This window comes from Agrobacterium bohemicum, from assembly GCF_001562555.1.
In the GTDB taxonomy this organism is placed as follows: domain Bacteria; phylum Pseudomonadota; class Alphaproteobacteria; order Rhizobiales; family Rhizobiaceae; genus Agrobacterium; species Agrobacterium bohemicum.
This window is the reverse complement of the sequence record NZ_KQ961031.1, coordinates 69,732-83,106: the sequence shown is the minus strand read 5'-3', so window position 1 is coordinate 83,106 and position 13,375 is coordinate 69,732. Positions and strand designations below refer to the sequence as shown.

The 13,375-nt window shown below is 58.1% G+C and carries 11 protein-coding genes and 1 tRNA gene; 4 read left to right on the top strand and 8 right to left on the bottom strand.

Features of this window, described 5'->3' with window-relative positions:
* Positions 1–27 precede the first annotated feature (27 nt).
* The 3 genes from ATO67_RS15150 to ATO67_RS15140 are packed head-to-tail and all read right to left on the bottom strand — an operon-like array spanning position 28 to position 6,652.
* On the bottom strand, positions 28–909 hold the full coding sequence (locus tag ATO67_RS15150) for a transglutaminase family protein (RefSeq protein ID WP_067650923.1): 882 nt from the start codon (positions 907–909) through the stop codon (positions 28–30).
* 3 nt (positions 910–912) lie between these two features.
* The gene (locus tag ATO67_RS15145) at positions 913–3,321 is read right to left on the bottom strand and encodes a circularly permuted type 2 ATP-grasp protein (RefSeq protein ID WP_425352218.1); all 2,409 of its coding nucleotides are present in this window, start codon (positions 3,319–3,321) and stop codon (positions 913–915) included.
* Between the two features lies 1 nt (position 3,322).
* Positions 3,323–6,652, bottom strand: coding sequence for a transglutaminase family protein (locus ATO67_RS15140; protein ID WP_067650917.1), 3,330 nt, complete (start codon positions 6,650–6,652; stop codon positions 3,323–3,325).
* Between the two features lie 259 nt (positions 6,653–6,911).
* Between ATO67_RS15140 and ATO67_RS15135 the strand changes: the two genes are divergently transcribed.
* Positions 6,912–8,672, top strand: coding sequence for an ABC transporter ATP-binding protein/permease (locus ATO67_RS15135; protein WP_067650914.1), 1,761 nt, complete (start codon positions 6,912–6,914; stop codon positions 8,670–8,672).
* Positions 8,673–8,675: 3 nt separating this feature from the next.
* Here the strand turns inward: ATO67_RS15135 and ATO67_RS15130 are convergent, their stop codons facing one another.
* From ATO67_RS15130 to ATO67_RS15120, 3 genes are all read right to left on the bottom strand, one after another.
* Complete coding sequence (locus ATO67_RS15130; RefSeq protein ID WP_067650911.1) at positions 8,676–8,855, bottom strand: hypothetical protein; 180 nt, start codon at positions 8,853–8,855, stop codon at positions 8,676–8,678.
* A 236-nt stretch (positions 8,856–9,091) separates the two neighbouring features.
* Complete coding sequence (hisN, locus tag ATO67_RS15125; protein WP_067651379.1) at positions 9,092–9,868, bottom strand: histidinol-phosphatase; 777 nt, start codon at positions 9,866–9,868, stop codon at positions 9,092–9,094.
* 322 nt (positions 9,869–10,190) lie between these two features.
* Entirely contained in the window at positions 10,191–11,075 is an 885-nt protein-coding gene (locus ATO67_RS15120) for an N-formylglutamate amidohydrolase (protein WP_067650908.1), read from the bottom strand.
* Between the two features lie 182 nt (positions 11,076–11,257).
* Between ATO67_RS15120 and cpdR the strand changes: the two genes are divergently transcribed.
* From cpdR to ATO67_RS15105, 3 genes are all read left to right on the top strand, one after another.
* The gene (gene cpdR, locus ATO67_RS15115) at positions 11,258–11,620 is read left to right on the top strand and encodes a cell cycle two-component system response regulator CpdR (protein WP_027675545.1); all 363 of its coding nucleotides are present in this window, start codon (positions 11,258–11,260) and stop codon (positions 11,618–11,620) included.
* Positions 11,621–11,702: 82 nt separating this feature from the next.
* A tRNA-Val gene (locus ATO67_RS15110) sits at positions 11,703–11,777 on the top strand.
* 203 nt (positions 11,778–11,980) lie between these two features.
* A complete protein-coding gene (locus ATO67_RS15105) occupies positions 11,981–12,220 on the top strand; it encodes a hypothetical protein (RefSeq protein ID WP_067650905.1) in 240 nt (79 codons plus the stop codon).
* A 117-nt stretch (positions 12,221–12,337) separates the two neighbouring features.
* On the opposite strand, the gene ATO67_RS15100 is transcribed toward ATO67_RS15105, so the two are convergent.
* Both ATO67_RS15100 and ATO67_RS15095 read right to left on the bottom strand, forming a co-directional pair.
* Positions 12,338–12,739: an acyl-CoA thioesterase gene (locus ATO67_RS15100; RefSeq protein ID WP_067650902.1), complete on the bottom strand. Its 402-nt coding sequence runs from the start codon at positions 12,737–12,739 to the stop codon at positions 12,338–12,340.
* Positions 12,740–12,910: 171 nt separating this feature from the next.
* On the bottom strand, positions 12,911–13,375 hold the full coding sequence (locus ATO67_RS15095) for an NfeD family protein (protein WP_067650899.1): 465 nt from the start codon (positions 13,373–13,375) through the stop codon (positions 12,911–12,913).

Genomic DNA, 13,375 nt, shown 5'->3' with positions numbered 1-13,375 from the left:
AGCAGAAATTGTCCCGTTATGGCACGATCAGCTTTTGACGGGAATGACGTCCACGGCCTGTGTCGTCTGCTGGTTGCCGTAGCTTTTCAAGACACCGATGACGGGGGCGATGTCGGAGTAGTCGCGCCCGTAACCAACGACGATATGGTCGTTGCCCGCGACGATGTCGTTGGTGGGGTCCAGCTCGATATAACCTGTCGCTTCACCGCACCAGACGCGCACCCAGGCGTGCATGGCGTCCGCACCTTCCAGCCGTTCCTTGCCCGCAGGCGGAATGGTGCGCAGGAAGCCGCTGACATAGCCTGCGGGAATGCCGAGGCTGCGCAGCGCCGATATCATGATATGCGAGAAATCCTGGCAGACGCCGCGTTTCAGCTTGAAGGCTTCGGCTGGTGTCGTGTCCACCGTGGTCGCCTCGCCATCATATTTGAAGTCCTTATAGATGCGTTTGCACAGCGCCAGCGCAATTTCACGGATCGTCATGCCGGGTTTGATGGTCTCGCGGGCGTAGGCTGCAATCGCTGCGTTTTCACCAATGCGCGGGCTAAGACCTGCCAGGTGGTGGGGGGATTGGGGGTCGAGCGACCAGACGGTGGCGAGATCCCGCGGCAGTTTTGAAAGTTCGGGCGAAAAATCTGCCGTCAGCGACGCGCTTTCCACCGACACGCGTGCCTGCATGCGGATATCCAGCTTGTCATGCGAAGCGCGCAGAAAGACCGATGTGGCGCTCTGCTGGAAGAAATCGTTGAAAACCGTGCGCTCTTCCGGTGAGGGAGAGACGCTGAGCGAACCTGCAATCAGCCTTTGCCTGCCGGGGATCGACAGCGGCATGACACGGATGATGTGGCGCGCGCCGGACGCCAGCGTATCGTAGATATAGCCCATGTGCAGCGTCAGATCGTAGAGCATGGGTTATCCGAGATATGTCTGGGCAAGAAGGTCCGACAGGTGTTCCAGATCCTGCTCCAACTGCCGGAAGAGGGCAGGGGTCAAGTTCTCCGGGGTCAGGACGGCAAGGCCTGAATGGACCCGCATCACTTCGCGGTAGAAAGGTGACATCTGGCCGTTGACGAAGGCATTGGGCAGTTGCTCCACTTCGGTGCGGATTTCATTGAGCTGGAACAGGATGGAGCGTGGATTGAGCGGATCGAGGCCGAGCAGGTCCATGACCGTCAATGCCGCCGTATTCACATTGTAGCGACGGCGATGGGTCATGACGCTGTCGCCGATTTCGAGCAGCATGTCGTGGGAACCATCAGGCGCTTCCGGCCCGCTCATATGGCCGAGAAGGCGAGTCAGGTGCAGCCCCCGCTCCAGATAACGACCAATGGAGAGGAACCGCCAGCCGGTGAAACGGTACATGTTTTCATGCACCAGACCGGCAAAACCCGCCAGTTTGCGCAGCAGCACCGTCATGGCGTGAGTTGCGTCATCGCCGGCGGCGACCTTGCTTTTGAAGCGGCGCGCGGTCTTGGCAAGATCGTTGAGCGCCAGCCAGCCATCGGGCGAGAAACGGTCTCTGATATTGCTGGCGGAATATATCGCGCTGTTGAGGTTGGCGATGAGGCTCGCCGGAACGGATTCTTCGACGTCGATATCGACGGTTTCAAGATATGCGGTGACATGGGCCAGAAGCGGCTGCTTCGGATCTGCGGATTCGGCAAAGCGGGCATGCCATGCGCGCAGAATGCGCAGCGCCCCTTCGGCGCGCTCGATGTAACGTCCAAGCCAGAAGAGATTGTCAGCCGCACGGCTCGGCAGGCTGCCGGGCATGTTGCGGATGAAGTTTTCTTCGGCGGGTAAAAGCGTGGTGCGCTCCACCGGCTTTGCGGAGACGATCCAGACATCGGCGGCGCTGCCGCCTGCCTGCATGGCAATGGCCGCCGTATCGTTGCTACGGCCGATGCGGGCAAAGCCGCCGGGCATCACCTGCCAGCCACTTTCCGTGCGTGCCGCAAAGACGCGAAGGCTCATCGGGCGCGGCACCAGCTTGCCATCGATATAGGCAGGCGTGGTGGACAGCGTCACGACTTCCTGACCGACCAGCTTGTGGCCGTCGCTCGCCAGCCAGTCGCCGATGGAATCCTTGGCCGTTTCGCGCAGCGAAGAGCCGAGAACCGACTGGCCGTTGTCATCGAAGAAGGGCAGGCGCGAATAGGCGGGACCGATGACCATGCGCTCGATGTTGCGCGCCACATGCTCGCGTTCGGACGGCTGGCCGCACCACCATGTGGCGATGGATGGCATGGCGAGGTCTTCGTTCAGCAAATGACGACAGATGGCGGGCATGAAGGCAAGCAGCGCCCGCGTTTCCAGAATGCCTGACCCCAACGCATTGACCATGCTGAGCGAGCCGGAGCGCAGTGCCTGCACCATTCCGGGGGTGCCGATATGGGAATTCTGGTCCAGTTCCAGCGGGTCTGTATAGGAGGCATCCAACCGCCGCCACAACACGCCGATGGGTTTCAGGCCGGCGACGGTGCGCACCATGACGCGGTTGTCGACGACGGTCAGGTCCTCGCCTTCCAGCAGCATGAAGCCGAGATAGCGGGCGATATAGGCGTGTTCGAAATAGGTTTCGCTGGCGGGGCCGGGCGTCAGAACCGCGATACGGTCATCCGGGTGCTGGCGGTGCGACTGCAGCGTATCGCGAAATGCGCCGAAGAAGGAAGCGAGGCGGTGAACATGGGATTCGCCGTAGATATCGGAAAAGGCACGGGTAGTGGCCACGCGGTTTTCCAGTGCGAAACCCGCGCCGGATGGGGCTTGCGTGCGGTCCGCCAGCACCCACCAGTTGCCGTCTGGTCCGCGGCCGATTTCGAACGAACAGAAATGCAGATAATGGCCGTTAGCCGGTTTGACACCCGCCATGGCGCGTAGATATTCGGGGTTGGACGCGACCAGCGAAGGCGGAACATAGCCCTGTTGCACCAGACGATTTTCGCCGTAGAAATCCGCAACGATGCTTTCCAGCAGATTGGCGCGCTGCACCAGGCCATGGGAGACGGCTTCCCATTCCTTCTCATCGATGAGAACGGGGATATGCGAGATCGGCCAGTTGCGTTCGGTATTCCCCTGCGCGCTATAATCACGATAGAAGACGCCGGCATCGCGCAAGTAACGGTCGGTGCGAGCGAAACGCTCGTGCAGTTCGCGTTCGTCCATGCGCTCCAGCGCGTTGACGAATGGCTGCCAGACAGGGCGAATGCGGCCGTTAATATCCAGCATTTCATCGGCAATGCCGGATAAAGCGCGGTAGCCCAGCATGGATGCCATGCCGGGCTTTGCCTCTATCCGTTTTCTTGCCGGTGTCTTTGCCAACTCACACTCCCTGCGGACGTCTTAGATCGAGCGTCAGCGGGAATTCCGGCGACGCAGCTTCCGGCCACAGAGTATATTGACCGGCGGTATGCCCCCACGGTTCGAAGCGGGCGAGCCTGCGGGCTTCCGCTTCGTTTCCATTGACAGGGAACGTCTCATAGGTGCGGCCGCCCGGATGAGCAACATGATAGATGCAGCCGCCGATCGATCGGTTCGACCATGTATCATATATATCGAAGGTTAGCGGTGTGTTGACTGGCAAGGCGGGGTGCAGACCCTGTGATGGCTGCCACGCCTTGAAGCGCACACCGGCGACGGAAACGCCGGAATTTTCCGCCTGTTTGAGCGGCACGGCGCGGCCATTGCAAGCCACGGTGTAGCGGGACGGATTGGAGGTTTCCAGCCGCACCTGCAAGCGTTCAACCGACGAATCGACATAACGCACTGTGCCACCGATGGCACCCTGTTCGCCCATGACATGCCATGGCTCCAGCGCCTGACGAAGCTCCAGCTTGGAGCCTTCATATTCGACCTCGCCGAAGAAGGGAAAGCGGAACTCCAACTGTGCCGTGAACCATTCGGGTTTCACATCGAAGCCGTTGTCCTTTAGGTCGGCGAGAACATCGAGGAAATCCGCCCAGATGTAATGGGGCAGCATGAACCGGTCGGCCAGCGCCGTTCCCCAACGCACGAAACGGCCACCCGACGGGTTCTTCCAGAAGCGGGCGATGATGGCACGCACCAGCAATTGTTGGGCCAGCGACATGCGGGCATTCGGTGGCATTTCGAAGCCACGGAATTCCACCAGACCCAGACGACCGGTCGGACCATCCGGCGAAAACAGCTTGTCGATGCAAATCTCGGAGCGGTGCGTGTTGCCGGTGACATCCGTTAGCAGGTTGCGGAACAGGCGGTCGACCAGCCACGGCAAAGGCGGCGCACCTTCGCCCGGCATCGGCACCTGCGCCATGGCGATTTCCAGCTCGTACATGCTGTCATGACGGGCTTCATCGATGCGCGGGGCCTGGCTTGTCGGGCCAATAAAGAGGCCGGAAAACAGGTAGGACAGCGAAGGATGCCGCTGCCAATGCAGCACAAGGCTTTTCAGCAGATCTGGACGGCGCAGGAACGGGCTGTTTTCAGGATTGGCACCGCCGACCACCACATGGTTGCCGCCGCCGGTGCCGGTGTGGCGACCGTCGATCATGAATTTGTCTGCACCCAGTCGGGTCTGGCGTGCGTCCTCATAGACCGCCGTGGTAATATCGACGCAATCCTTCCAGCTTTCGGCCGGATGGATGTTGACCTCGATAACACCGGGGTCTGGTGCTACGCGGATGACGTTCATGCGTTCATCATGCGGCGGCGTGTAACCCTCGATGTGGACGGGAAGGCCAAGATCGGTCGCGGCAGCTTCAGCGGCGGCGACGAGATCGAGGTAGTCCTCGATACGTTCCACCGGTGGCATGAAGACGCAGAGGCGTCCGTCACGCGCTTCCACGGACATGGCGGTGCGAACTTCGCCATTGATATCGCTGATGGATTGCTCGATGCGCTCCTGCGTTGCGCCTTCCGAAGCCTGAAACGAAGCTTCCGGCAGGGCGCGGGCAGAGGGTGCGACGGCATCCGGCAGCGGACCACGCGGAACGGAAGGGTCGGCAGGGTGGATATAGGGGTAGTTCGACGGCGGAACGTGGGGCAGGGTGCCGAGCGGAATGCGGTATCCGACCGGGCTATCGCCGGGAACAAGGAAGATACGGCCGCGTCGGGTCTGCCATTTCTCGCTCATCCAGCGTTTGTCAGATGTAGCTTTGGCGTTCCACGCCTGTACCGGCAGAATATAACCGGTCGGTGTGGTCAGGCCGCGCTCGAACACGCGGGCGATGCGGTTGCGCTCTTCCGGGTCTTCCAGCTTGGAGTTTGACGGATCGACATTATCGGGGAGATTACCTTCCTTGATCAGCCATTCCGCCGGGTCTTCATAAGCGGGCAGCACCAGTTCCGGCGCAATGCCGATATTGGTCGCGATGTGGGTCAGCAGTTTTTCGGCATCTTCCGACGTTACGCCGGTATCGGCACCTTCTCGTGCGACCAGATCTGGATTGTGCCAGACGGGGTTGCCGTCCTTGCGCCAATACAGCGAAAACGTCCAGCGCGGCAGGCTTTCACCCGGATACCACTTGCCCTGACCATAGTGCAGGAAGCCGTGCGGGGCAAAGCGCTCGCGCAGCTTGCGGATCAGCACATCGGCCTTTTCGCGCTTGGTCGGGCCGACCGCATCAGTGTTCCACTCGCCCGCTTCAAAATCATCGATGGACACGAAAGTCGGCTCGCCGCCCATGGTCAGGCGCACGTCCTGTTCAGCCAGAACCTTGTCCACCTGTTCGCCGAGAGCGTTGAGGCGATCCCAGCTTTCATCCGAAAACGGCTTGGTGATGCGCGGATGCTCGGCCACACGGGTGACCTGCATGTCGAAGGCAAATTCGGTGTTGGCTTCACCGTAATAACCGCCGGAGATGGGGGCGGCATTGCTGAAATGCGGCGTTGCGGCCAGCGGCACATGGCTTTCACCGGTCAGGAGACCCGATGTCGGATCAAGCCCGACCCAGCCCGCACCCGGCAGATAGACTTCCGCCCAGGCGTGCAGGTCGGTAAAGTCCACCTCCGTTCCCGAGGGACCGTCGAGCGCCTTCAGGTCTGGTGTCAGCTGAATGAGATAGCCGGACACGAAGCGGGCGGCAAACCCGAGATGGCGCAGAATCTGCACCAGCAGCCAACTGGTATCGCGGCATGAGCCCCTGGCGGTACCCAGCGTTTCCTCCGGTGTCTGCACACCGGTTTCCATGCGGATGACATAGCCGATTTCGCTTTGCAGGCGGGCATTGAGACCGACGACCATATCGACCGTTGGCTGTCCCGGTGTCCAATCGAGCGTTTTCAGGTAGTCCGCAAGAAGCGGGCCTGATGGCTCCGGCGTCTGGTAGATCGAAAGGTCGGCCTTCAATGTCTCAGGATATTCGAAAGGCCAATAGGTGGCGCTTTCCTCCACGAAAAAGTCGAAGGGATTATAGACCGTCATATCCGCGACGAGATCGACCTCGATGCGGAACTCCGTCACCGGATCAGGGAAAACGTAACGGGCTAGAAAATTGCCGTAGGGGTCCTGCTGCAAATTCACGAAGTGGTTGGCGGGCGTGACTTTCAGCGAATGGCTGATGACATGGGTACGGGAATGCGGCGCAGGCTTCAATCGTATGATCTGAGGTCCAAGGCGAATCGGATTGTCATATTTATAATGGGTCAGATGATAGATGCTTGCTTTGATTGACATACTTGCCCTTGCCCGGTTTTTCCGGTTTGCGCGGATTGTGCCGCCCCTCTTTGATTGCTTCGACTTTGTGCAATGCACGCGAAGAAAGCAAGGGAACATTTCAAGCGCTTCGCGCATTGCTGCCCGTTGTCCTTTTTCAGCGTTTTTGCGGGAAGTGGACAAGCCTTCGTGTCGTGCTATTGCTGTCACGACACGCATATAAGGTCGATACGTGTAAGAGTCCCGGAATTCAAAATATCATGGAAATGGCAAGCTACTGATGGCGCAAGGTAATCTGTCCCCCGAGACGGTCGGCCATCCGTCCTTCGATTTGAATTTCAAGGCGCAGCTGGCGATGATGGGCAGCGCCTTCTGGACATCGAAGGTGCGCGGCAGGCTCATCCTCCTGATGTGCGCGTTGCTGACCATCATCCTCGTTACAGCCTATGGGCAGGTCAAACTCAACGAGTGGAACGCACCGTTTTACAACGCGCTGGAGCGGCGCGATCTCAATTCCTTTCTGCACCAGCTGGAAGTCTTCGCGATCATTGCCGGGACGCTGCTGCTTCTCAACGTTTTCCAGACTTGGCTGAACCAGATGACGGCGCTGAGCATGCGCGAAGGTCTGGCGAAGGACATGGTTGACCAATGGTTCAAACCCGGTCGCGCCGCAAGGCTTGCCGGTTTCGGCGCCATTGCCGTCAACCCCGATCAACGTCTGCATGATGACGTCCGCAATCTGGCTGAAAGCAGCACGGCACTCGCCATCGGTCTCGTCAACGCTACCATTTTGCTCGTCAGCTTTATCGGTGTTCTCTGGGGGCTGTCAGCGGGTTTCGCCATCGAGATCGGCGGCAAGATGGTTGAAATACCAGGCTATATGGTCTGGGCTGCCCTGATTTACGCGGGCTCTGCTTCGCTGCTTTCCAACCTTGTCGGCTACCGGCTGGTGCCACTCAACGCCGAGCGCTATTCGAAAGAGGCGGGGCTTCGCTTTTCTCTCATGCGGGCCAGTGAAAATGTCACCGCGATCACGCTGGCGCGGGGTGAAAAGAACGAACGTCACCGCATTGGCGAAGACATCAACGCGGTGCTGGTCGTCATCAGAGGGCTCGCCATGGCGCTGACCCATTTGACATGGGTTTCATCCGGTTATGGCTGGCTGGCCATCGTGGCCCCCATTCTTATTGCCGCGCCGGTGTATTTTTCCGGGCATTTGAGTTTCGGTGGACTGATGATGGCGGTTGGTGCGTTCAACCAGGTGAACGTTGCCTTGCGGTGGTATATCGACAATTTCGGCCCGATCGCCGCCTGGAAGGCGAACTTGCAGCGCGTTTCGGTGTTTCGCAACGCCCTGATCCAGATGGACAGCGTCGAGCAGCACGGCAACGCCATCGAGATCGAAAGGTCCACGTCTGGACCGATCCGTTGGTCATCGGTTGAAATCTGCCCGGAGGCGGGCGGGAAGGATATGTCCCGCATTTTCCGCTTGCGCGAAGCACCGGTCGAGATCGAGGTTGGCGACCGGTGGATGGTCAATGGCGATCAGGGCGTCAACCGACGCCTGTTTTTTGCAGCGATTGCCGGGCTTTGGCCATGGGGACGCGGCACCATGACGATGCCGCCTCGCGAGGAAACTCTGTTCATTGCCCAACACGGATATCTACCCGCAGCACCCTTGCGCGAAATTCTCTGTTATCCGCGCAGCCCGCAAAAATTCCAGGAGAACGACTTCCTCGAGGCGATGGAGAAATGTGGACTTGGCCACATCATTTCGCGCATGGACGAGAATATTCGCTGGGACAAGAAACTCGATTCCGATGAGCAGGCCTGTGTGCGTGTCGCCAACGCCGTGCTGTTGAAGCCGCGCTGGCTGTTCATCGATGATCTTCTCGAAGGTTTGGAGACAGAGACAATCGACAGGCTGGCGGCAGTTCTGGCGGGAATGAAAGATACGGCGATCATTTACATCGGCCGCTCCGAAACCATCCTTCAGGTCCTGTCACCAAGGCTGCTGCATCTGGACCTGGTAAAGGCGTAACGCCTATGCGGGCCTGATCTCGGCGCCTGTCGTTTCGACCACATGTTGCGGCGCTGGTGCCTTTATCAGTCGAAGCGGTGCTACGGTAACCAGCAGGACCAGAGCGACGACTGCAACCATGACGACGATGGTCCAGTCGTCGTGTTTTTCCTTAACGGTATTCCCACTCCAGTCATATGCCATAGCGGTCCTCACGTATATCAGTATATGAATATGAAAGAATTCAACGCCAGAGTGCCGTAGTATGGTTAACCAACCGTTACTACGTGATGTCATTCCTTGCAGTGTAGGGGGATGTGCGACTTCAAATCCGGAGGCGCTGTCTTTGTCGCAACAAAGAACAACCAAGGCGCGCATATATCTTGGGCCGCCATGCGGCGCGCCCTGGGGACTGGCACCGATATGGTGTTTGCCGTGTGTTACAGGCCCGAGAGCAGGGTCAGCGCCTGTTCATGAAGCGTCTTGCTTCCAGCGGCGACGATACGGCCCGCAGCTTCCGGTCTGCCGCCATCCCAATTGGTGATAACGCCACCCGCCTGCTCGATGATGGGAATGAGCGCGCCGACATCGTAGGGTTTGAGGCCGGATTCGATGACGAGATCGACATGGCCACCGGCCAGCAGTGCATAGGCGTAGCAATCCACACCATAGCGGAACAGGCGCACCTTCTCCTCGACGGCGCCGTAACGTTCGGCTTCCTCATTGGTGAAGATGTGGGGCGATGTGGTGAAGAGGATCGCGTCCGACAGTGTTTCGCATTTGCGGGTGCTGATCTGCCTGTCGCCACCGGGGCCGAAATACCAGGCATTTTCGCCATCGGCGAAATAGCGCTCGCCTGTAAAGGGTTGATCCATGACGCCCATGACGGCGCGGCCTGACGACTGAAAGCCAATGAGCGTTCCCCATACGGGCAGGCCGGAAATGAAGGCCCGTGTGCCATCGATGGGGTCGATGACCCAGACATGCTCGCGATCGATACCAACGCTACCGTGCTCTTCGCCCAGAATGCCGTGGTCGGGAAAGTATTCTGTAATCAAGGCCCGAATAGCCGTTTCCGCAGCCCGATCGCCCTCCGTCACCGGGTCGTAGCCACCATCCTGCTTGTTGGCGACGGCGATGCCAGTGCGAAACCGAGGTAAGGTCTCGGCCTTGGCAGCATCGGCTAGACGAAAGAAAAAATCGCGATCTGGCAGCATGGAAAACTCCGTCATCTGAGAACTCAATGAGGACATAGCCTGCTTCAGGGGCCTTCGTCCACTCGAACTCGCTGCACGCTTCGCAAGCAATTTTTGCCGAACGAAGACCAAATAAAAAGCAGACAATAAAATAACGCATAAATTATAGGCAAAAATAAATATGATTGACAAATAAGCAAATCATTCGTAGATTTTAATCACAGTCTTTGACTGTAAATACCCTCCTTGGGTGTTTCCTCCCTAGACTTGACCGCGCCAAGGCGCGGTTTTTTTTGCCCGGACAGTGTCCGCGCTCAGCTTTCATTCAGTGGAATTGGAATTGCTATTCGGCTGCGAATGCCATGTCGTTTGCGTATTCGGACACGAACATCGCAAGCTGGCGCATGAACGTATCCAGCGCAGACTGCACCGCGTAAAATTCTGCCGTCTTCACAAGTGTCTTCTCGTCCACGTAAAGCGCCCGGTTGACCTCGATCTGCAACGCGTGGAGAGAGCGTACCGGGCGACCGTAATGTTCTGTGATGAAGCCGCCCGCATAGGGCTTGTTACAGACGGCGGTAAAGCCAAGCTCCTCGAGCAGATACAGGGCGGCGCGGGAAATTTCTGCAGAGGCGCTGGTTCCGTAGCGGTCTCCGATGATGATGTCGGGGCGGATATTGGAACCTGTGAGGCGAATATTGCCGGGCATGGAGTGGCAGTCGATTAGCACCGCCATGCCGAAACTGGCGTGGGTGCGCGACACGAGTTTTCGCAGGCAAGCGTGATAGGGTTTGTAGATGCTCTCGATGCGGTGAATGCCCTCGTCCACGGGAAGTCTGTGGGCGTAGATATCCATATTCTCGGCCACGATGCGCGGCACGGTGCCAAGGCCGCCCGCCACGCGCATTGAGCCGATATTTGCATAGGACGGCAAAGCGCCGTCGAACATGCGCTGGTCGAGCTCGTAGGGCTCGCGGTTGACGTCGAGATAGGCGCGCGGAAAGTTGGCTTTGAGGAGGGGCGCGCCGATCTCGGTTGCGCTGGAAAACAGCTCGTCGACGAAGTGATCTTCGGACCGGCGGATTTCGTAAGCGTTCAGACGGGATGATTCGAGGAAGGAAACCGGGTAGCAGCGGCCGCTATGGGGGGAGTTATACACAAACGGAATGCTGTGAACGGTCGGCTCGTGCACTTCGAAGAGTTCATACTCGCCAGTGACCCAGTCCATCCCGCCCCGTTTACCATGTCATAATTCTGCCAGAAGCTTCATGTTGCCAGTTAAGGCAGAGCAAGTCCATACTGTGCAACAGTCGTCCGAGTCATGATTCTACCGTTCACATGATATTTACTGAAAACACGGTATGATCGCGATAAGGTATTCCCAGCAAATCAGAAGTTACGGTCACTTAAATGGTACAGAAAATTCTTCTCGCGGAAGATGACAATGATATGCGCCGCTTTCTCGTGAAGGCGCTGGAGAAAGCCGGTTACAAGGTTTCCTCTTTCGACAACGGGGCAAGCGCCTATGACCGGCTTCGTGAGGAGCCTTTCTCGCTTTTGCTAACCGACATCGTGATGCCTGAGATGGACGGCATCGAGCTCGCCCGCCGCGCCACCGAACTCGACCCCGACCTCAAGGTCATGTTCATCACCGGTTTTGCGGCGGTTGCTCTCAATGCTGATTCGAAGGCGCCGAAGGATGCGAAGGTGCTTTCCAAGCCTTTCCACCTCCGTGATCTCGTCGACGAAGTGAACAAACTCCTTGTGGCATAAGGCCTCGCATAAACCTTTCACAAAACTGAAAAAAAGCAGTTGACGCTTCATCCAGTTTCGTGATTTATGCGCCGCAACGGATGGGCGTATAGCTCAGCGGGAGAGCACTACGTTGACATCGTAGGGGTCACAGGTTCAATCCCTGTTACGCCCACCATCCAGTTTCGTTTGAAGGTCTTGCAAGAAATTGCGAGGCCTTTTTGCGTTGTGGGTGACATGTTCATGAAATCTAGCTGTTTGGATCGGCGGACTGTTTATACGTCGGGGCGGTATCATCCGAATCAGCGCCAGCCCGCCACAATCATCACCATTGCCTCGCACCTGTGATATACGCTGGACAACCACACAAGGAATTGAGCGATGGCCAAAATCCGACTGATTGTTATTGCCGCTTATAAAGCTGACGACGAGGGGAATATGGTTGAGGCATTTGAGCCAAGGCAGATGCCGACAGAGGACCGAGCGATACGCGAGGGGAAAGCATTATCCAGCCAGTACGATGGCGTCTTAGCCTGGGCGCGTGATGCAGACCCAGACATCGGAGAATACGGTCCTCCGACCATCATCTACCAGCACGGTGAGATTCCTGACATTGGGTAACATCTTTCGCAAAATGTGAGTCTGGCGAGTTCGGAAAAACATCATGGATTTTTTGTCAGATGAATTGGGTCGTCTCTGACAGTCAGAATTTGCGCTGACCGGCCTATGGCGGACACTCTAAACATTCATCGGCGCATCACGGGCCACCGCCCTAGGATTACCCTCCGCATCCACCGCCACCATGATGAACACCGCTTCCGTGACCTTGTCGCGGGACTGTTCGGAGTATCTACGCGTCCACGCTTCGATTTTGAGAGTGATGGACGTGCGGCCGACTTTTTCGATGCGTGTGTAGACGCAGAGCGTGTCACCGATTTTTACGGGTTTCTTGAAGACGATTTCGTGGACGGCGACTGTCACGGTGCGGCCGCCGGCGACGTCATTGGCGCGTACGAAAGCGGCCAAGTCCATCTGTGACATGACCCATCCGCCGAAAATATCACCTGCGGGGTTCGCGTCGGCTGGCATAGCGAGAGTGCGGAGTGTGAGTTCCATATCTGCGGGTGGTTGCAATTCCATTTTTGAAAACCTTTTCTCTGAATTACCTGACGATACGCAAGGATGCGTACAGCATTGACAGGGAAACCAGCATTGATTTTCAGGAAGACAAGTGATGCGTCAGCCGCATGTTGCCACCAGCAGGAATGAGAAAACGGTGGGGTTTCGCGCGTTCGATACCTATGACAGACGTTAGCTGCCTATATTCTCGACAGTCAGGGTACGACCGTGTGCCGACGCTATGCGCACGCGTGTACCAGCGGGCATGTCTTCGCCCTGGACCGACCACCATGTGTCATCCAGTCTGATCCGGCCGCGGCCTTCGGTGATCGGCTCCTCAAGGGTCGCTGTCCTGCCGATGAGGCTGGCTTCGCGCTGGTTGAGGAAAGGCTCGTCGGTGGAGTTGCGATTATTGTGGTAGTAACGGCGGCCCAGCAGGGCGAATGCGACGGATAGCACCGCAAACAGCAGAAGCTGGACGTGCCAGCTCCACACGGCGGTGCCCCACAGAGCCAGCGATATGGCACCCACCACGAGGGCTGCGGCACCGATCCAGATCAGGAACACACCGGGGGCCAGAAGCTCCGCAGCGAGCAGAACGGCGGCGAGTATCCACCAACTCCATGGGCCTAGATCGGTGACGAGGCTCGCGATCAT

What these genes read in the sequence shown, in the direction of transcription:
- ATO67_RS15150 (WP_067650923.1), bottom strand. Translation starts at nt 909, where the DNA reads ATGCTCTACGATCTGACGCTGCACATGGGCTATATCTACGATACGCTG.
- hisN (WP_067651379.1), bottom strand. Translation starts at nt 9,868, where the DNA reads ATGCTGCCAGATCGCGATTTTTTCTTTCGTCTAGCCGATGCTGCCAAG.
- cpdR (WP_027675545.1), top strand. Translation starts at nt 11,258, where the DNA reads ATGGTACAGAAAATTCTTCTCGCGGAAGATGACAATGATATGCGCCGC.
- ATO67_RS15135 (WP_067650914.1), top strand. Translation starts at nt 6,912, where the DNA reads ATGGCGCAAGGTAATCTGTCCCCCGAGACGGTCGGCCATCCGTCCTTC.
- ATO67_RS15095 (WP_067650899.1), bottom strand. Translation starts at nt 13,375, where the DNA reads ATGATCGCGAGCCTCGTCACCGATCTAGGCCCATGGAGTTGGTGGATA.
- ATO67_RS15105 (WP_067650905.1), top strand. Translation starts at nt 11,981, where the DNA reads ATGGCCAAAATCCGACTGATTGTTATTGCCGCTTATAAAGCTGACGAC.
- ATO67_RS15120 (WP_067650908.1), bottom strand. Translation starts at nt 11,075, where the DNA reads ATGGACTGGGTCACTGGCGAGTATGAACTCTTCGAAGTGCACGAGCCG.
- ATO67_RS15140 (WP_067650917.1), bottom strand. Translation starts at nt 6,652, where the DNA reads ATGTCAATCAAAGCAAGCATCTATCATCTGACCCATTATAAATATGAC.
- ATO67_RS15100 (WP_067650902.1), bottom strand. Translation starts at nt 12,739, where the DNA reads ATGGAATTGCAACCACCCGCAGATATGGAACTCACACTCCGCACTCTC.
- ATO67_RS15130 (WP_067650911.1), bottom strand. Translation starts at nt 8,855, where the DNA reads ATGGCATATGACTGGAGTGGGAATACCGTTAAGGAAAAACACGACGAC.